This is a genomic window from Cupriavidus agavae (assembly GCF_004217045.1).
Classification (GTDB): Bacteria; Pseudomonadota; Gammaproteobacteria; order Burkholderiales; family Burkholderiaceae; genus Cupriavidus; species Cupriavidus agavae.
In genome coordinates this window covers 120632-139614 of record NZ_SGXM01000008.1, presented here as the reverse complement: position 1 = coordinate 139614, position 18983 = coordinate 120632, and the positions used below count along the sequence as shown (strand labels likewise).

16 protein-coding genes are annotated in these 18983 nt (G+C 69.2%); 7 read left to right on the top strand and 9 right to left on the bottom strand.

From position 1 onward, the window contains the following. Positions 1-25 precede the first annotated feature (25 nt). Complete coding sequence (feoB, locus tag EV147_RS21725) at positions 26-1885, top strand: ferrous iron transport protein B (RefSeq protein ID WP_130393280.1); 1860 nt, start codon at positions 26-28, stop codon at positions 1883-1885. A 37-nt stretch (positions 1886-1922) separates the two neighbouring features. Continuing rightward, positions 1923-2246 (top strand): DUF6587 family protein, encoded by a 324-nt coding sequence (locus EV147_RS21720; RefSeq protein WP_130393279.1) that lies wholly within the window; start codon positions 1923-1925, stop codon positions 2244-2246. Between the two features lie 172 nt (positions 2247-2418). On the opposite strand, the gene EV147_RS21715 is transcribed toward EV147_RS21720, so the two are convergent. Then, a complete protein-coding gene (locus EV147_RS21715; protein ID WP_235844902.1) occupies positions 2419-3807 on the bottom strand; it encodes a hypothetical protein in 1389 nt (462 codons plus the stop codon). 497 nt (positions 3808-4304) lie between these two features. Between EV147_RS21715 and leuA the strand changes: the two genes are divergently transcribed. Continuing rightward, entirely contained in the window at positions 4305-5993 is a 1689-nt protein-coding gene (gene leuA / locus EV147_RS21705) for a 2-isopropylmalate synthase (RefSeq protein WP_198680327.1), read from the top strand. Between the two features lie 348 nt (positions 5994-6341). Next, on the top strand, positions 6342-7007 hold the full coding sequence (locus tag EV147_RS21700; RefSeq protein WP_198680321.1) for an OmpW/AlkL family protein: 666 nt from the start codon (positions 6342-6344) through the stop codon (positions 7005-7007). A gap of 110 nt (positions 7008-7117) precedes the next feature. Here the strand turns inward: EV147_RS21700 and EV147_RS21695 are convergent, their stop codons facing one another. Next, a complete protein-coding gene (locus tag EV147_RS21695) occupies positions 7118-8608 on the bottom strand; it encodes an AMP nucleosidase (RefSeq protein WP_130393276.1) in 1491 nt (496 codons plus the stop codon). Between the two features lie 236 nt (positions 8609-8844). Between EV147_RS21695 and EV147_RS21690 the strand changes: the two genes are divergently transcribed. Beyond that, positions 8845-9231, top strand: a complete 387-nt coding sequence (locus tag EV147_RS21690) for a GNAT family N-acetyltransferase (protein ID WP_130393275.1) — start codon at positions 8845-8847, stop codon at positions 9229-9231. Positions 9232-9263: 32 nt separating this feature from the next. On the opposite strand, the gene EV147_RS21685 is transcribed toward EV147_RS21690, so the two are convergent. Further along, a complete protein-coding gene (locus tag EV147_RS21685; RefSeq protein ID WP_130393274.1) occupies positions 9264-10025 on the bottom strand; it encodes an NADPH-dependent F420 reductase in 762 nt (253 codons plus the stop codon). Between the two features lie 157 nt (positions 10026-10182). On the opposite strand from EV147_RS21685, the gene EV147_RS21680 reads away from it, so the two are divergent. Next, positions 10183-12291: a ParB/Srx family N-terminal domain-containing protein gene (locus EV147_RS21680; protein WP_130393273.1), complete on the top strand. Its 2109-nt coding sequence runs from the start codon at positions 10183-10185 to the stop codon at positions 12289-12291. Between the two features lie 91 nt (positions 12292-12382). Here EV147_RS21680 and EV147_RS21675 read toward each other — a convergent pair whose 3' ends face one another. The 3 genes from EV147_RS21675 to EV147_RS21665 are packed head-to-tail and all read right to left on the bottom strand — an operon-like array spanning position 12383 to position 15144. Beyond that, entirely contained in the window at positions 12383-13354 is a 972-nt protein-coding gene (locus EV147_RS21675) for a Bug family tripartite tricarboxylate transporter substrate binding protein (protein WP_130393272.1), read from the bottom strand. A 50-nt stretch (positions 13355-13404) separates the two neighbouring features. Next, on the bottom strand, positions 13405-13770 hold the full coding sequence (locus EV147_RS21670; protein ID WP_130393271.1) for an AtuA-related protein: 366 nt from the start codon (positions 13768-13770) through the stop codon (positions 13405-13407). A gap of 12 nt (positions 13771-13782) precedes the next feature. Then, positions 13783-15144: an acyclic terpene utilization AtuA family protein gene (locus EV147_RS21665; RefSeq protein ID WP_130393270.1), complete on the bottom strand. Its 1362-nt coding sequence runs from the start codon at positions 15142-15144 to the stop codon at positions 13783-13785. 133 nt (positions 15145-15277) lie between these two features. Here EV147_RS21665 and EV147_RS21660 point away from each other — a divergent pair, with 133 nt between their 5' ends. Then, on the top strand, positions 15278-16231 hold the full coding sequence (locus tag EV147_RS21660; RefSeq protein WP_130393269.1) for a LysR family transcriptional regulator: 954 nt from the start codon (positions 15278-15280) through the stop codon (positions 16229-16231). Here the strand turns inward: EV147_RS21660 and EV147_RS21655 are convergent. The 3 genes from EV147_RS21655 to EV147_RS21645 form a co-directional block, all read right to left on the bottom strand. After that, the gene (locus tag EV147_RS21655) at positions 16182-16979 is read right to left on the bottom strand and encodes an SDR family oxidoreductase (protein ID WP_130393268.1); all 798 of its coding nucleotides are present in this window, start codon (positions 16977-16979) and stop codon (positions 16182-16184) included. The two genes, EV147_RS21660 and EV147_RS21655, sit on opposite strands and share 50 nt — an antisense overlap. 56 nt (positions 16980-17035) lie before the next feature. Continuing rightward, a complete protein-coding gene (locus tag EV147_RS21650; protein ID WP_130393267.1) occupies positions 17036-18178 on the bottom strand; it encodes an ABC transporter substrate-binding protein in 1143 nt (380 codons plus the stop codon). Between the two features lie 238 nt (positions 18179-18416). Then, positions 18417-18929 (bottom strand): DUF1269 domain-containing protein, encoded by a 513-nt coding sequence (locus tag EV147_RS21645; protein ID WP_130393266.1) that lies wholly within the window; start codon positions 18927-18929, stop codon positions 18417-18419. Between the last annotated feature and the right edge of the window lie 54 nt (positions 18930-18983).

Below are 18983 nucleotides of genomic sequence, written 5' to 3'. Positions count from 1 at the left end.
TGCCCGCCAGGATCTCTCGCCCATCATGTCTGCATCTCCGAATGCTTCGGCCCTGCGCATCGCGCTGGTCGGCAACCCCAACTGCGGCAAGACCGCACTGTTCAACCGCCTGACCGGCAGCCGCCAGAAGGTGGCCAACTACGCCGGCGTCACGGTGGAGCGCAAGGAAGGCACGTTCACGTCGCCGGCCGGCCGCACTGTCCGCATCCTCGACCTGCCGGGCGCCTACAGCCTGCACTCCGCCAGCCTCGACGAGGCCATCACGCGCGAAGTGTGCATGGGACAACGGCCCGGCGAGGCGCGCCCGGACCTGCTGGTCTCGGTGGTGGACGCCACCAACCTGCGCCTGCACCTGCGCTTCGTGCTCGAACTGCGCCGCCTGGGCCTGCCGATGGTCGTGGTGCTCAACATGAGCGATTCCGCCGCGCGCCGCGGCATCGTGATCGACCGTGACGCGCTGTCTCAGGCGCTGGGCGTGCCCGTGGTGCAGACCGTGGCGGTCAGGCGCGACGGCACCGCCGCCCTCGTGAGCCTGTTCGACGGTGCCCTGCCGCCCGCCCTGCCGGCGCAGCCGATCGACAGCGTGTCCGAGCTCGACACCCACGCCGAGGTCAAGCGCCTGCTGGACGCAGCCGTGACCATGCCCACGCGCACCGCCCGCATCGACGACGCGGTGGACCGCGTGGTGCTGCACCCGGTGTTCGGCCTGGTGATCCTGGCCGTGCTGCTGTTCTTCATGTTCCAGGCCGTGTTCTCGTGGGCCGAGCCGATGATGGACGGCATCGAGGGTGGCGTGCACTGGCTGGGCGAAGTGGTGGGCGGCCTGATGCCCGACGGCATGCTCAAGAGCCTGCTGGTGGACGGCCTGATCGCGGGCCTGGGCAGCGTGGTGGTGTTCCTGCCCCAGATCCTGATCCTGTTCCTGTTCATCCTGACCCTTGAGGAATCGGGCTACCTGCCGCGTGCCGCGTTCCTGCTGGACCGCCTGATGATGGGCGCCGGCCTGTCGGGCCGCTCGTTCATCCCGCTGCTGTCGAGCTTCGCCTGCGCGATTCCGGGCATCATGGCCACGCGCACGATCCAGGACCCGCGCGACCGGCTGACCACGATCCTGGTCGCGCCGCTGATGACCTGTTCGGCACGCCTGCCGGTCTATGCGCTGCTGATCGGCGCGTTCATCCCCGAGCGCACCGTGGCCGGCCTGTTCAACCTGCAGGGGCTGGTGCTGTTCGCGCTGTACGTGGCCGGTATCGTCAGCGCGCTGGTGGTGGCCTACATACTGAAGTGGTTCCGCCGCGACCGCACCGACCATCCGCTGCTGATGGAACTGCCGTCGTACCGCGTGCCGAATCCGCGCGACATCGCCATCGGCCTGTGGGAGCGCGCCCGCATCTTCCTGTCGCGCGTGGGCAAGGTGATCCTGACGCTGACCGTGCTGCTGTGGTTCCTGGCCACGTTCCCGTCGCCGCCGGACGGCGCCACGCAGCCGGCCATCGACTACAGCTTCGCCGGCATGATCGGCCGCGCGCTGGAGTATGTGTTCGCGCCGATCGGCTTCAACTGGCAGATCTGTATCGCGCTGGTGCCGGGTCTGGCCGCTCGCGAAGTGGCGGTTGGCGCACTGGCGACCGTCTACGCGCTGTCGGGCAGCGACGACGCTGTGGCCGTGCAACTGGCGCCGATGATTGCCGCGCAGTGGTCGCTGGCCACGGCGCTGTCTCTGCTGGCGTGGTACGTGTTTGCACCGCAATGCATTTCGACGCTGGCGGTGATCAAGCGCGAGACCAACTCGTGGAAGGTGATGGCGCTGTCCGCCGCCTACCTGACGGGGCTGGCCTACCTCGCCTCGTTCATCACTTACCGCGCCGCGCTGGCGTTCAGCTGACCGCTGAACCGCCATCGCCTAACCGGGTCAAACGGCCATGACGCTCTATCACGCCTTTGAAACCATCGTGGTGCCGCTGATCGTGCTGGCCTGTGCCGTGCACGTGGCCGGCCGGTACATGCCCCGCACACGCGAGCGCGCCAAGGCCAGCCTGGCCGCCACGCTGGGCGGCGCGGCGGCACCGGGCTGGCGCGGCTGGCTGGCGCGCCGCCTCTCGCCCACCCAGGCGGCAGGCTGCGCCACGGGATGCGATACCAACAGCGGCTGCAGTTCGTGCGGATCGAATACGTCGGGATCGTCGGGCGGCAGTGGCAGTCGTGCGGATGACGAGCAGGTGATCCGGTTCGTACGGAAGACCTGATTTTTCTGCCCCGGTTCAAGCGAATGGCGACCTGAAAGGTCGCCATTCTTGTTTCCGGGCGGCACATCTGTCACGCAGAAACGGGTACGCTCGCGCCGGTTTGCTCCCCTCTCCCGCGCGGGAGAGGGGAGCAAACACAGGGTCAACGCAAATACTGCGGGTTCTGACTCCCCTACTGCGCCGTCCCCGGAATCATCAGCGACACCGGCGTGTCCGTGCCGGCCGTGCACGTGGCCTTCAGCATGAACGGTCCTGATCCGGTCGGCACGATGGTCCGCGAGTTGTCGGTCAGCGCCGGCACCAGCGTCACGGGGCCGCTCACCACGCTCCAGGCCCAGGTGCCGTTGCAGTTCATGATGCCGTTGTCGAACCCGCGCTCCATGACATGGGCCGCCACCGGAATGCCGCCGCCGGGCACCACCAGCGGATCGGGGCCGTCATAGACCAGTGCCCACTTCGGCGTCTCGGTGACCAGCAGCGAGGCGCGCGGCTTGGCGGCCAGCGTCAGGCTGCCGGCCACCTGCGACAGCACACTCTGCAGCGGCAGCGATCCGTTGGGACGGCTCGTGGTCACCGTGGTCACGTGGGTCGTGCCGTTGTGCAGCGCCGCCAGCGAGGGCGAGGTCGTGGTGATGCTCCACAGGCCCGTGAAGTCGGGCGTGGCATCGCCGCCATCGTTGCGCACCACCTGCGAGTCGTACTTCTGCGGATAGCCGTTGAGCACGTTCAGCGCATTGATCTGCTGGCCGTACTGCGACAGCACCAGCCGGTACGTCTGCACGCTGCTCTTGAAGACCGAGACCAGGAAGGCGCCGGTCAGCGTGCTGCCGTCGGGCGTGGTCACCTGGACGCTGACCACCGACTGCGCCGCGTTGTCGCTGGTGTTGACGCCGGTCAGCGTGCCGACATTGGCCGCGCCCGTGACCGTCACCGCCACCGTGCTGCTGCGCCATGTCCAGCCGATGCCGGCGGCTGAGCGGTCGGCGCCGTCGCTGTCGATCAGCGACGCCGTGACCGGCAGCACCTGGCCGTTGGTCATCGACAGCACCGGGTACGGCATCGCCAGGCTGTAGGTCCTGACGCCGGCCGCCACCACGGTGATCGTGGCAGAGGTCAGCGGCAGCGTGGTGGTGGCGCCGTTGGCGCCGGTCACGGTAGCCAGCACGTTGATCGAGGCCGTGCCGGTGCCCACGCCGGTCACCACGACGCTGCCCGGCACCGTGCCGTTGGCCACGTTGGCAACACCGCCGTTCGTGCTCGACCAGACGAAGCTCGTCGAGCCTGTCACGTCATTGCCGAGATCGTCGACGACCGATGCCGTCAGCGAAATCGAATTGCCCACGCTGACCTGGCCCGAGGTCTGGCTCATGACCACGGTGTAGGACTTCGCCACCGGCGTGGTGGTCGTGCCGCCGCCGCTGCCGCCACCGCCCGCACCGCCGCCCGTGTCCGCCGGCGCGCCCGCGCTGCTGCCGGACCCGCCGCCTCCGCCGCCACAAGCCCCGAGCATCAATGCCGTCGCCATGCAGGCAAGCCAGCTCGTCCACGTGCGTGTACGCATGATTCGTCCCCTTCGTCGTTATCGGTCCCGTCCCATCTGCCCTCCAATCTAGGCGCGATGTGCGCCGCGCTGTACCGGCCAGAGGGCTGAGCGGCACCGTACAAAACGGGTGGAAATCATCCGTTGGGGGTAAGCCGAACGACGCCGCCCCGGTTGACGCGCCTAAGGGTTTTGCACTACGCTGTGGCGGTCGGCCGATCTTCGGGCCGATACCTGACCTCACCGCATGCAACCAGCCGCCCTCTCCCTCCGCCACGCCGCCGATGCCCCGCGCATCGATGCCGCCGTGCGCGCGGGCGCGACGGGCCTGCTGCCGGTCCGCCTGCCGGGCGCCGCCTCGCTACTGCTAGACCTACCGATCGGTTGCCGGGCCTAGAGCCCGTGGCAAGCTCGGCAGCCCCTCGCCTCCTCTTCCGTCATTCCGTTTGATCCGGAACGCCCCGCACGACGGCCGCGTCCCGCCCTGACTTCCCCAGCGAGGGAGAAAACTCATGCCCATGTTGCGCAACCCCGCCTCCAAGTACCGTCCCGCCCCTGTCGTCGACCTGCCCGACCGCACCTGGCCTTCGCGCCAGATCACCCGCGCCCCGCGCTGGATGAGCACCGACCTGCGGGACGGCAACCAGGCGCTGATCGAGCCGATGAACGGCCCGCGCAAGCTCCGGTTCTTCGAACAACTGGTCAAGATCGGCATCAAGGAGATCGAGGTCGCGTTCCCGTCGGCCTCGCAGACCGATTTCGATTTCGTGCGCATGCTGATCGAGGAGAACCGCATTCCCGAGGACGTCACGATCGTCGTGCTGACGCAGGCGCGGGAAGACCTGATCCGCCGGACGGTGGAGTCCGTGCGCGGCGCCCGGCGCGCCACGGTCCACCTCTACAACCCGATCGCGCCGGCCTGGCGCCGCATCGTCTTCAACGCCTCGCGCGAGGAAATCAAGGAAGTGGCCGTCGCCGGCACGCGCCTGATCCGCGAACTGACCGACGCCATGCCCGGCACGGCCTGGTCGTACGAGTACTCGCCCGAGACCTTCAGCCTGGCCGAACTCGATTTCTCGCTCGAAGTTTCCGACGCTGTCTCGGCGGTCTGGCAGCCCGACGCCGCCCGGCCGATGATCCTGAACCTGCCCACCACGGTGGAATGCAGCACGCCCAATATCTTCGCGGACCAGATCGAGTGGATGCACCGCCGGCTGGCGCGCCGCGAGCACATCGTGCTCTCGGTGCACCCCCACAATGACCGCGGCACCGCCGTGGCCGCCGCCGAACTGGCCGTGATGGCCGGCGCGGACCGCGTGGAAGGCTGCCTGTTCGGCAACGGCGAGCGCACCGGCAACGTGGATCTGGTCACGCTGGGGCTCAACCTTTATACGCAGGGTGTCGACCCCGAACTGGACTTCTCCGATATCGACGAGGTCAGGCAGTGCGTCGAGCACTGCAACCAGCTGCCGGTGCACCCGCGCCACCCGTACGTGGGCGACCTCGTCTTCACGGCGTTCTCTGGCTCGCACCAGGACGCCATCCGCAAGGGCTTTGCCCAGCAGAAGCCCGACGCCATCTGGGAAGTGCCCTACCTGCCGATCGACCCGGCCGACCTGGGCCGCAGCTATGACGCGGTGATCCGCGTGAACAGCCAGTCGGGCAAGGGCGGCATGGCGTATCTGCTTGAACAGGTTCACGGCATCTTCATGCCGCGCCGGCTGCAGATCGAGTTCAGCCGCGCCGTGCAGGTCATGACGGACGAGACCGGGCTCGAAGCCAGCGCCGAGGATCTCTACGCGCTGTTCCGGCGCGAGTACCTCGACGTGGACGCGCCGCTGCGGCTGGCCTCGCACCGCATGGTGTCCACCGGCGACAGCACCGTGGAGATCGAGATGGAACTGGAGCGCGACGGCCAGCCGGTGCGTATCCGGGGCGCCGGCAACGGGCCGATCGACGCGGCCGTGGACGCCTTCGCGCGCGGCCTGGGCCTGACGGTGCGCGTGATGGACTACCACGAGCACGCCATGACCACCGGCGCCAACGCCAATGCGGCCTGCTACGTGGAAGTACGCGTCGGCGATTCGCCCACGGGCTTCGGCGCCGGCGTGGACAGCAGCATCGTCACGGCGTCGCTCAAGGCCGTGGTATCGGGCGTGAACCGGCACCTGGCGGCGCGCGGCGGCGAGCAGGCGCAGGCGGCCTGACCAGCGGCCCGGCGCACGCGCCGGGCAGAAAAACGGTGTGCCCTCCCCCCAGAGGGCACACCTGCAAAGACGTCCTCGCGGACGCCCACGACATGCGCGGTGCACAACCACCGTGCGCACAGCGTAAGGGCGGGCGGCGGCGCGCGCCACGAATAAATCCGCATGTGAATAGAAGCATCGGGGCGCAGGCGCAAGCCCCGGACAGGGCTTTCGGGCGATGGTGTCGCGTGCGGGCGACGCCTCGGCACGCCAAACGTGTCGGCTGCGCTCCACTTGTCCTGCATCAAGGTCCGGGCGATTGGCAACGCCCACACTGGTCACACTTTTTCGAAGTCGAGTGTTTGACCAATGACCACTACCTCCACTCCCCGCAGCACTCCCCGCAGCAAGACCATCGCTTCCTCGATCTGCCTGGCGCTCGCCGCCGCCACGTTCGGCAGCCTTTCAGCGCCGGCCTTCGCCGCCGATGACGCCCAGGGCAACTGGATGGTGCGCCTGCGCGGCACCTACCTGGACATGGCAAACAAGTCCGACCCCGTGGGCGGCGTCGGCGCCTCAGACCGCATCCACGTCAACAACAAGTGGATTCCGGAAATCGACGTCACGTACTTCATCGTGCCGCATATCGCCGCGGAACTCGTGCTGACGGTGCCGCAGAAGCAGAACGTCAGCCTCGACGGCAGCAAGATCGGCACGTTCAAGCACCTGCCGCCGAGCCTGCTGCTGCAGTACCACTTCGTGCCGAACGGCACGTTCCGCCCGTACGTGGGTGCCGGTGTCAACGTGACGCGCATCTACGGCGGCGACCTGGCCGGCGGGCTGGGCCTGGACCGCTGGAGCGTGGGTCCGGCACTGCAGATCGGCATGGACTACCGGATCAACAAGAACTGGTTCCTGAACGTCGACGCCAAGAAGGTCTGGATTTCGAGCAACGTCTATGCGGGCTCGACCAAGATCTCGACGGTCAAGCTCGATCCGTGGCTGTTCAGCGCGGGCGTGGGCTACCGCTTCTGATTTTTGCGTTGTCTCCGGAAGGGGTGCCGACCCGGCGCCCTTCTCCGTCTCCCTGCGCGCGGCAATCCCGCGCGCTTTTTTCGTTCCAGGGGCCGGGAGGCGGCGGCGACCTAGCGGAACGCCGGTTCGTCGAAGCTGCGCAACTTGCGGGAATGCAGTTGCTCCACGCCGTTCTCGCGCAGGATACGGATGGCTTCGAGCCCGATGGTCATGTGCTGGCTGACGCGCTGGCGATAGAACGCGTTGGCCATGCCGCGCAGCTTCAGCTCCCCATGCAGCGGCTTGTCGGAGACGCACAGCAGCGTGCCGTACGGCACGCGCAGCCGGAAGCCGTTGGCGGCCACGGCGGCGCTCTCCATGTCGATGGCGATGGCGCGCGACTGATTGAAGCGCGCGTAGAGCGCCTTGGACTTCAGCTCCCAGTTGCGGTCGTCGGTGGACACCACCGTGCCGGTCCGCATGCGCGTCTTCATCTCGGTGCCCGACAACCCCGTCACGCGCGCCACGGCCTCCTGCAGCGCGACCTGGATCTCGGCAATCGGCGGCACCGGCACCCACGGCGGCAAATCGTGGTCGAGCACGTGGTCGTCACGCACGTAGGCGTGGGCCAGCACGTAGTCACCCAGTTGCTGTGAACGGCGCAGGCCGCCGCAATGGCCCACCATCAGCCAGCAATGGGGCCGCAGCACCGCCAGGTGGTCGGTCATGGTCTTGGCGTTGGAAGGCCCCACGCCGATATTCACCAGCGTCACGCCCAGCCCGTCCTCGCGCACCAGGTGGTACGCCGGCATCTGCGGCAGTGCGCGCGGACGCGAGGCGTCCTCGGGCTCCACCGCGCCGAGCGGCTGCACCACGTCGCCGGGCTCGACGAAGCGGACATAGCCGTCGCCGCCGCCGCTGGCCATCAGTCCCCGGCCCAGCGTGACGAACTCGTCCACGTAGCGCTGGTAGTTGGTGAACAGCACGAAGCGCTGGAAGTGCTGCGGCGCGGTGCCCGTGTAGTGGTAAAGGCGCTGCAGTGCCAGATCGACGCGCTCGGCGGAGAACAGCGAGAGCGGCCAGGCCTCGCCCGGCGTGGGCTCGTAGGTGCCGTTGGCGATCGAATCGTCGATGCGGCTCAGTTCGGGCAGTACGAACGACGCTTCCAGCTCGCGCGCCTGCGTGTAGCTGATGTCGGTGGTCGACGCCTCGATCACGAACGGCAGCGGGATCGGCTGCCGGGACAGGCCCACCACGACCGGAACCCGGTGGTAGCGCATCAGGCGTTCGATCTGGTCGCGGTAGTAGTCGCACAGCAGGTCCGGCCGCGTCACGGTGGTGCCGTAGACGCCCGGATAGGCCACGGTGCCCCAGGACGGCCGGCTGTCGGTCACCATCGTCTCCAGGTTGACCGAGATGCCGAGGTAGGGGTAGCACGCGTGCGCCGCCGACGGCAGGGGCTTGCCCTGGGCGAAGGCGTCGAAGCGCGCCCGCACCGCCGCCACGGAACTGTCGTAGATCTCGCCGATGCGCGCGAGGGCGCTGTCGGCGTCGGTGAACTCGGCCAGCTGATCGGCCGGATGGGCGGAAGAGAAGATCGGTGCGTTCATGGCAGCCATCATACCGCCAGCGTCCGGCGGGTGACAGGGCTGCCGCGTGCGCGGCCGTACCGTGCGCGAGGCCGCACTGCGCGGACGAAGTAGTTTGACGCCGCCGCATCCGCTTCGCTACACTCTGTCGCCAAATCGGGCGGCATTGGCACGGCGTGCCGCGGGAAACGCGGCCCGGAGCGTTCCTGTGCCCCACTTTCGATGGGGATGCATGGCGCGGTGCCAGTATCAGGCAGGAGGAATCGTCGATGGAAGTTCGTAACCCGTTGCCCGCTGAAATCGAGGCGGCCAGGCTGCTCCTGGTTGCCAACGGCTGGGAACAGGTCAACAACCCCGAACGGTTCGCGCAGCTGATCGCCAACTCCCAGCGGGTGGCGGTGGCCGTGGAGGCCGGCGAGGTCATCGGCTTTGCCCGTGCGCTCTGCGACGACATTTCCAACGGCTACATCTCGATGGTGGCCGTGGCGCCCCAGCACCGGCGCCGTGGCATCGGCCGCGCCCTGCTGCGGCATGTCATGGGCAACGATCCCGATATCACCTGGGTCCTGCGCGCGGCGCGTTCGTCCGAAGCCGCGTTCTTCGGCCAGCTTGGCTTCACGCCCTCGATGGTGGCGATGGAGTGGCGCCGCCGCTAGGCGCCCCCTTGCCCCCTTCCGTCCGAATCTGACTATTCGGCCATCGCGCGCCGGAACTCCTCGGCCGTACCCGCCTGGCGGAACAGCTTGCCGCCCGGCGCAAAGCGGTCGGCCGTGGACAGCCCGCCCACCACCACGGGATCGAATCCCGCCTCCCTGACCAGCGCCGACGCCACCATCAGCGCCTCGGCATCGTTGCCGGCCAGCGGCACCGCCATCAGCGGCGGCTTGCGATGGCTTTCGCGGGCGAAATCGCCGGCACTGGTGAAGTTGAACGCGCGGACGACGCGCGCGCCGGGCAGGTACTTTGCCGTGGTCGCGCCGATACCGTTGGCCTTGACTTCGTCCACCACCGCGCCGTCGCGCCCGGCAATGGCATTGGTGGCGTCTAGCACGATCTTGCCCTTCCAGTTGTTCTGCTGGCCCACCTCGGGCACCGCGCCGTAGGGGACGGCCAGCAGCAGCACGTCGGCGAAGGCTACCGCCTGGGCCACGGTGCCGGCCTGCGCCAGCGGGCCCAGGCCGTCGACCAGCGGCTTGAGCGACTCGGGGTGGCGCGACGAGAACATCACCGGATGTCCGGCCCGGACCCACAGCCCGCCCACGGTGCCGCCAATCTTGCCCGAGCCGATCACGCCGATCCTCGACCTGCCTCCGTCCTTGCCCGAGTCCTTGCCCTTGCGGCCGGGCTGGGCGATGCCCGGCGTGACCGGCAGCGCCAGCAACACGCTCCACCCGCCTGCGATCAGCCATCTGCGGCGGCCCGACGGCCGTCCATGCGGACCATGCGCCATGACGCGGCTCCTGTGAGTGTCCTGTCCTCACTCTAGGCCAAAAACCGCCGGGTCAGCAGCCAGGCTGTCACGCGAGCGTCACGGCCCATGCCTAGACTGGCGCGCGGCAACGTGCCGCGCACGCCGCACCGGACCACACGACAAAAGGAAAAAAGACATGGGAAGCAGGTCGAGGAAGCCCGCCAGCCGGGTATCGCAGACGATTGGCGCCGCCACCATTCTGGCGCTGGCCGCCGCCCTGGCCGCCTGCGGCGGCAGCGATGACAACGGCAGCAGTGCCGGCAACGGCAACACCGGCAACGCCGGCAATGGCGGCACGGGCACCACGCCGGCCGCCGTCCAGCCGCTGTCGGGCGGCTCGCTCTACGTGGGCGCGGCCAGCTTTGGCGACACCGTCTCCGTGGCGCTCGACCAGCCCGCCGCCGGCCAGCTGACGCTGCGCTTCCTCGATTCCCGCTTCGGACTGGCCGGTACACTGGTGGGCCAGTACAAGGTCGAGGGCAACATGTATCGCGTCTCGAATCTGGCAGCCTCGGACAGCGACGTGCCGGCCGCGCTGGCGGCCGCGGCGGCTGCCATCACGTTCAGCTTCTCGGTGGACGACGGCCTGCTGTCCGGCGCCCTGGGCCAGGTGCCCAACGTGCTGGCCGGCAACGGCGCGCTGCTGCAGGGCTACGTCTCGGCCGCCAACCGTGGCGCGCAACTGGCCGACGTGGCCGGCACCTACAGCTACCTGCGCCAGGCGGGCGATGCGGCCAGCGCCGGCCAGCTTGCCATCGACGCCACCGGCGCCGTGCGCGTCTGCGCCGGCCAGGGCTACAGCGCCAGCTGCGCGGGCGGCCAGGCCGGGCAGCTCAGCGCCGACGCCGACCAGTCGCGCTACCCCGGCGCCTACACGCTGACGCTGGGCGGCAGCAAGGTGGGCCGCGTGTTCGTGGGCCGCCAGCAGGGCAGCGTGGCGCTGTTCGTCGACGAGACCGGCGCCAGCGCCAGTGCCGCCACCGGCAACTGGGTGGTGCGCCCGGCCACCGCGCTGGCCGCCAACGCCGTGGACGGCGACTGGATCTGCTCTGAACCCGAACTTGACGCCAGCAACGCCGTCACGGGCCGTACGCGCCGCAACATCGTCTCGGTGACCGGCGACGCGCTGGCGGCCGACAACATCCCGGTCGACGTGAGGCTGGCCTACAACAGCGTGGGCGGCGCCACGGCCAACGGCCTGCTGTCGGGCAACTGGCAGGAAACCGTGGCCAGCCAGCCACGCAGCGCCACGCTGACCTGGCTGCCGGTGAGCCGCAACCTGGCCTACCAGCTGCGCCAGGTGCCCGGCACCGAACGCCAGCTGCCGGCCGTCTGCGCGCCGCTGCCGGCGCCCACGCCCATTGCCACCTACCTGACTGCCGCCGCCGGCCAGAACGCGCTGGTGACCATGGCCGACCTGCGCCCGACGCAGCCGGCCATCGGCCGCGACCAGATCTATTACAAGCTCGGGCGCTACGCCGTCGAACCGCTCAAGAACTTCGACGACGCCTGCGAGAACAACGGCCAGAACAAGACAGCCAAGACCGGCGTCACGGCCACCTCGCGCATCGACGACCTGAGTTCGTTCACCTGCACCAAGGCCGTGGGCGAGAAGCCCGAGGACATGAAGACGCTGGTGGTGGGCCCGTTCGGCGAGCCGTACCTGACCGATGGCCACCACGCCTTCAGCACGGTCATGGAGGCGCCCACGGGCGGCCCGCAGGCGAAGATGTGGGTGCGGGTCCAGGACAACCTGTCCGGCCTGAACCGCGCCCAGTTCTTCCGCACGCTGCGCGAGCGCAAGCTGGTCTGGCTCAAGGATGGCGAGAACCGCCCGGTCTACCCGGCCGACCTGCCGCGCGCCGTGGGCCTGAACAACGGCCTGGGCAACGACCCGTACCGCTCGCTGGTCTACTTCACGCGCGACGTCGGCTACGCGCCGCCCTCGGGCGCCACGGAGTACACGGAGTTCTACTGGGGAGACTGGCTGCGTACGGTCGTTGACCTGAAGCAGGTCAACCTTGACGACACCGCCAGCTACCTCGCGGCCGTGCGCAAGGCTTCGGAAGCCATGGTGGCGCTGGCACCGGACGCCATCGTCAGCGGCGACAAGACCGCCGCCACGCTGGGCCGGCTTGACGCATTCGGGCAGACCGAGTTCGACAAGCTGTCGCAGCCGGTGGGCTCGGCATCGCCGGGCAAGCTGCCGTATGCGGTGGATTACCGGGGGAAGTTGAAGCCTTGAAGCTGGGGGTGCTAACCTCTCCCGCAACGCGGGAGAGGGGGGCTAAAACAGAAAGGGGGCGATCAAACCGTACCCGTTTCTGCGTCCCCCATCACTCCGGCTGGATGCCAGCGGACTTGATGATCCGCCCCCACTTCTCCGACTCCTGCGACTGGAATTTCGCCAGTTCGGCCGGGGAGCTCGTGAACACCTCGGTGCCGGTGGTCTTGTAGAACTGCGACGCCGTCTCGCTCTTTGCGGCCTTCACCAGCGCCTGGCTCAGCTTGGTCACCACCGCCGGCGGCGTGCCGGCCGGGGCGTAGGCGGCGAACCAGTAGCTCATCTCGTAGCCCTTCACGCCGGCCTCGTCGATGGTCGGGACTTCCGGCGCCAGCGGCGAACGGGCCTTGCCCGACACACCCAGCGCGCGCAGCTTGCCGGTCTTGACTTGCGGCAGGCCCGTGGCGGTATCCGTGATCATCATCTGGATCTGGTTGCCGAGCAGGTCGGTAATGGCCAGCGGGTTGCTCTTGTACGGCACATGCAGCAACTGCACATGCGCCATCTGCTGGAACAGTTCGCCGGCGATGCGCGACGACGAGCTGCCGCTGCCGAAGCTCAGCTTGCCCGGCTCCTTCCTGGCCAGTGCGATGAACTCGCCCACGGTCTTGGCCGGCACCTGCGGGTTGACCACCATGATCTGGCCGCCACGGCCCAGCGCGGTCAGCGGGGCGTAGTCCTTGACCGGGTCATACGGCAGCTTCTTGAACAGGTGTTCGTTGGCGGCGTGCGTGGTGTTGGTGGTGATCAGCACCGTGTAGCCATCGGGCGCGGCCTTGGCCACGTCACTGGCGGCGATGAAGCCATTGGCGCCGGGCTTGTTGTCCACCACCACGGTGACCTTGCTGTCCACGGTCATGGCCTGGCCGATGGCGCGGGCCAGCTGGTCGGTGGCGCTGCCGGCCGCGAACGGCACCACGAAGCGCACCGGCTTGTCGGGAAACTCTGCCCAGGCGCTGCCTGCGGGCAAGGCCAGGCACATCGCCCAGGCGGCAATCGCCAGCGGCTTGCGGAATCCGTACATCGTTGTCTCCTCTTTCTTGACTCGTTTTGACATGGGGAACGGCTCGGCGGTCATGCAGCGCCGCCGGCGAGCCGCGGCGGCAGGGGGATCGGCAGGCCCAGCAGCAGGAAGGCCAGCGCCTTGCCGTGGGTATCGAGATTGAGCGCATCGTTGACGCCGCCATCGAGCACGCCGTCGATGACGAAGTTCATCGCCTGGATCGACGCCACCACATGGCGCTTCACGGCCCGGGGCCGGCGGGCGGCGAACAGCGCGCGCACGGCGTCCTCGGTGACATGGGCCACGAGGTGGTCGAAATCGCGGGCATCGTAGGCGATCACGCTGATGTTGGAGCGGTCGCCCTTGTCGCCGGTGCGGCCATGGGCAAACTGGTAGAGCGGCGCGGTGGCGGCGGGCGCGGCGGTCGGGGGGGTCATCGCGGGCTCCGGTCAGGCAACGAAGGAATGGGTGACGGCCACGGCGTCGCGCGGCACCAGGCAGGACGTGGCGTTCAGCCGCGCACGCAGCGCGGTGCGCACGCCGCCGCCGCCGGCCGGGCCGCAGGTGTAGAGCGCGTTGACCTCGCGCAGCAGCGCCTGGGCAACCGCCTTGTCCTCGTGGGCCAGCGCCACGCGCATGCGCACGTCGCGCGCCCCGGCCTCGTGGGGCTGCGGCGCGGCCAGCATGGCGCCGCCGTCGTCGGCGAACACGCTCAGCACCCCGATCAGGTCGCAGCGGATCGGCGCCTCATGGCCCAGCCCCTGCATGCGCTTGCGGACGATGTCGGCAGCCAGGCGCGCCCGCGCGGCGGCGTTCGGGCCGGCGTAGGAGATCTCGCCCTCGGCGAACCAGCCGCCCTGGTGGAACAGGTTCGCCTTCAGCTCGGCCGGACGCGGATGGCCGCGCACATTGCCCACGGCCACGCGGTCCGGGCCAACCTGCTCGACCGTGACCGCGCCGATATCGGCCACCACGTCCGGCGTCAGGTAGGCGCTGGGGTCGTGTACCTCGTAGAGCAACTGTTCCTTCACGGTGCGCAGATCCACGCAGCCGCCGGTGTTGGCCGCCTTGAAGATCTCGATGCCGCCGCCGGCGTCGAGCCGGGCGATCGGGAAGCCCACGTCGTGCACGTCCGGCACGTCCTTCATGCCGGGGTCGGCAAAATAGCCGCCGCTGACCTGGGCGCCGCATTCGAGCAGATGGCCCGCCATGGTGGCCGCCGCCAGGCGGTCCCAGTCGTCCCAGGCCCAGCCGAAGTGCGCCATGGCCGGCCCGACCGCCAGCGCGGGGTCGGCCACGCGGCCGCAGACCACCACCTGGGCGCCCTCGCGCAGCGCGTCGGCAATCGCCCGCGCGCCGATATAGGCGTTGGCGCAGACGAAGCGCGCCTCGGGAAACGCCTCGCCGACGATGCCGCGCAGCATGGCGCGGCCGGCTTCGTGCGAGAGATCATCGCCCTCCACCACGGCCACGCGCGGCGCGGGCAGGCCCAGCTCGGCGGCCAGCGCCAGCACGCGGCGCGCGGCGGCGTGGGGATTGGCCGCGCCAAAGTTGCCGATGACCGGAATGCCGTGCCGCAGGCACAGGCCCAGCACCGGCGTCAGCAGCAGGTCGAGCAACGGCTCGTAGCCGTGTTCGGGATTCTCGCGCCGGGCCAGCTGGGCCAGCGCCAGCGTGCGCTCGGCGAGCGTCTCGAAGATCAGGGCGCCGGGGCCGCCCGCGGCGATCAGCGTGCGCACCACGGGCAGGGCGGCATCGGTACGGTCGCCGGAGAAGCCGGCTCCGGAGCCGATCAGCAGGGGGGCAGTCATGGGCGTTGGCAGGGTTCCAGTAGGCAGCGATTGCATTCTAGGCGCAGCCGGTTAACCTCGACAAACGGATGATTTGGATTAACCTATTGAGAAATTCGATGAATCACGTTCATATCATTTTCCGCCCCCGCCCATGCTCGCCAACCTCTCGGTCAAGCACCTGCGCGCGTTCGTCGCGCTGGCCACCCACCGCAACTTTACGCGCGCCGCGCAGGCGTGCCATCTCTCGCAATCGGCGTTCAGCACGCTGATCCAGACCATCGAGGAGCAAGCCGGCAGCCGCCTGTTCGAGCGCACCACGCGCCATGTGGACCTGAGCGCCGACGGCCGCCGCTTCGACGAGGCGGCGCGCCGGCTGCTGGCGGACTTCGAGAGTGTCTTCGAAGACCTGCGCGACCACGCCGAGCGCCGCAAGGGCCGCGTGTCGATTGCCGCGCTGCCTTCGCTGGCCGGCGGCGACCTGCCGCCGCTGATGGCCGACTTCCACCGGCGCTACCCCGGCATCGCGCTGGCCCTGCACGACCAGCTTGCCGACGGCTGCATCGACATGGTCCGGCGCGGCCAGGCCGATTTTGCGCTGGCGCCGGCGCCGGGCCAGGATACGGACCTGCGCGTCGAACCGCTGGTGCACGACAGCTTCTACCTGGTCTGCCCGGCCGACCACGCACTGGCCGCGAAGCGCCGCATCGCGCCCCAGGCGCTGGCCGGGCTGCCGTTCATCCAGCTGTCACGCACCAGCAGCGTGCGGCAGCATCTCGACGCGGCGCTGCATCCGCTGCGGCTCAACGGGGTGATGGAGGTGGAGCACCTGGCCACGGTGGCGGCGCTGGTCGAGGCGGGGCTGGGGGTATCGGTGGTGCCGGCGCTGGCGCTGTTCCAGTTCCGGCGCGAGGGGCTGGCTATCCGGCCGATGCAGATGCCCACGCTGCAGCGCGATATCTGCCTGGTGCGGCTGCGCGAGCGCAGCGATTCGGCAGCCGCCGCCGCGATGATCGACGCGCTGCGCGCACACTACGGCACGGCGGCGCCGGGCACGCTCAAAAATGGCCGAGGTAGCCGCCGTCCACGGCCAGCACCTGACCGCTGACGTACGACGCCGCCGGCGAGGCAAGGAAGACCACCGCGCCGGCCACTTCGGCAGGCTGGCCCCAGCGGCCCAGCGAGGTGCGGTTGCGCAGCCACTCGGCCACGCCGGCGTCCTCGACCATCGCCTGGTTCGGCCCGGTGGCGAAGTAGCCCGGCGCGATGGCGTTGACCGTGATGCCCTGCCGGCCCAGATCGGCGGCCATGGCGCGCGTCAGTGCGTCGAGACCGCCCTTGGTGGCCGGATACAGCACGTCGTTGGCGCGGGCGATCTGCCCGGCAATCGAACTGACATTGACGATGCGCCCGTAGCCGCCCTGCGCCATCAGCCGCGCCGCGTGGCGGCACAGCGCGTAGGGCGCCACGAGGTTGGTTTCGAGCATCGCGCGCAGGTCGTCGGCGTCGAGTTGCGCCATGCCGCTGCGGTTGCGTGCGCCCGCGTTGTTGACGAGGATATCGAGCCGGCCATGGTCTGCCTCGATCCGCCCGAACGCGGCGGCGGCGGCCGCTGCATCGTTGATGTCGAGCACCAGTGCCCCGGCGCTGGCGCCGCGCGCCTGCAGCTGCGCCACGGCATCGGCCACGCGCTGCGCATTGCGCGCGCAGACCAGCACGTGCGCGCCGGCATCGGCCAGGCCCGTGGCAATCGCCAGGCCCAGGCCCTGCGCGCCGCCGGTGACCAGCGCCACGCGGCCGGCGAGCGAGAAAGGATGGCGGGGGTGGTCGGGGTGGTCGGGGGCGGAGATCGGCATGGCGGGAACTATACCGCAGCGCCTCCGCCCGCCCTGTCCGCCTCCGCCTCGCCGCCTCAGCGGATCAGCTTGCCCGTGGACGAGACGATCGACATTTCGACAAACGACGAGCCAGTGTGCCGCGTGGCGCTGTAGCTGATCAGGATGCCGCCGAGGTCGTAGTCGCGCAGCCCTTCGAGCGCGTTCACCAGCTTCTCGCGGGTAGGCTCGGGGCCGGCGCGGCGCAGGCCCTCCACCAGCACCTTGGCCGACATGAACCCTTCCATGCCCGCGTTGCTGGCGTCCACGTTCTGCGCCTTGGCCATGCCGCGATACTCGCTGGCAATGCTCATCTGGCTCGAATTCATGCCCGGCACCACCTGGGTGATGATCAGGCCCTTGCCGTCGTCGCCCAGATCCCTGATGAACGAATCCGCCGCGTTGTTCGACAGCGTCACGAACTGCGCCTGGCTGCCGGCCTTCTTCATCTCGCGGATGATCTTCGCGGCCTCGGAGCCCGAGCCGATCACCATCACGGCCTGCGGGTTGGCCTTGTTGACGCTGGCCACGCCCTGCGCGATGTCGCCCATCGGCCGGTTGAACGATGCCGCGCCGGCCGGCTGCACGCCGCGCGCCTGCAGCGCCGTGTTGAACCCTTCGAAGACGTCTTGCCCGAAGCCGTCGTTGGCGTAGAAGATGGCGATCCGGCTCATGCCGGACGTGGCCAGGTGGTTGATCGCCCGCGCCACCTCGTCCTGGTATTTGGCGCGCACGTTGAACACGTAGCGGTTCACGGGCCGGTGCAGCGTGATGGCGCCGGTCAGCGGCGCCACCAGCGGCACCTTCTCGGCGGCGATGATCGGCAGGATGCTTTCGTTCTGCGGCGTGCCGCGCACCATGAACAGCGCGAACACCTTGTCTTCGCCGATCAGCTTGCGCACGTTGTCGGGGGTGCGTCTGGCGTCGAAGCCGTCGTCGTAGGTCAGCAGTTCGATGCGCCGCCCGCCCACGCCGCCGTTGGCGTTGACAGCGTTCAGGTAGACCTGCGCGCCGGCGATCTGCTCCTTGACCGAGCCCGCCACGGGGCCGCTGACACCGGCCGACTGGCCGATCCGGATGGTGGATTTGGTGATGCCGGGTTCGGCGTGCGCCGCCATGGGCGCGACGAATCCCAGCGTGGCGGCAAGCATGCCGCACGCAAACTGTCTTGCGTTCCTCATTGTGACCCCTCCTGAAGCGCTGGCTTTTTATGATCGACTGCAGCTGCTGCGCCGCGCGGTCTGCGCGCACCCGGAAGTGCGCCGCACGGCGGCTCAGGGAAGGTAACCCAACGGCGGTAATTGTTCAAACGAATGGACAGTCCGGGCGCGGATGACCCGAACGGGTGTTGCAGGCACAGGACAGCACACCCCGGGGATTACCCGGGGGTCATCCTTGCCACCGCCTGCGCCGGAGGGCTCAGGGGAAGGCCGGCACTGCCGGGTCGAGGCCGGCGAAACGGGCTTCGGGGTGGGTCTTCTGCAGCAGCGTCTCGATTTCCTCGACACGGCCGCGCGGCACGTCCACCATCAGCAGCAGCCTGCCCGCCTCGATGTCCTTCTCGAACGCGCGCAGCCGGCTGTTGGGGGCGGAGCTGCCGATCATGCTCGACGCCCAGGCGCCAAACACGGCGCCCAGCACCGCCAGCACGCCCACCAGGCCCCACTGCGGCGTGTCGCTGACGATCGGGAACATGGCCACCACCACACCGGCCACGATGCCCACGCCACCGCCGACCATGAGGCCCATTTCGGCCGCGTGGACGATGTCGGAAGTCTGGAACAGGTTGGCTTCGTGCAGCCCGGTCATGTCGGAGCCGTCGCGGCCGACAAAGTGGATGTGGCGATTCTCGATGCGGGCCAGCAGCAGGTCGTCCATGGTGCGGCGGGCGCTTGCCGTGTCGGGCAACAACCAGAAGATCCGTTTGCGCATGACTTGCCTCCTCTGTCAGGCCGCCCCGGAACATGGGTCTGGCGTCAGGGACGG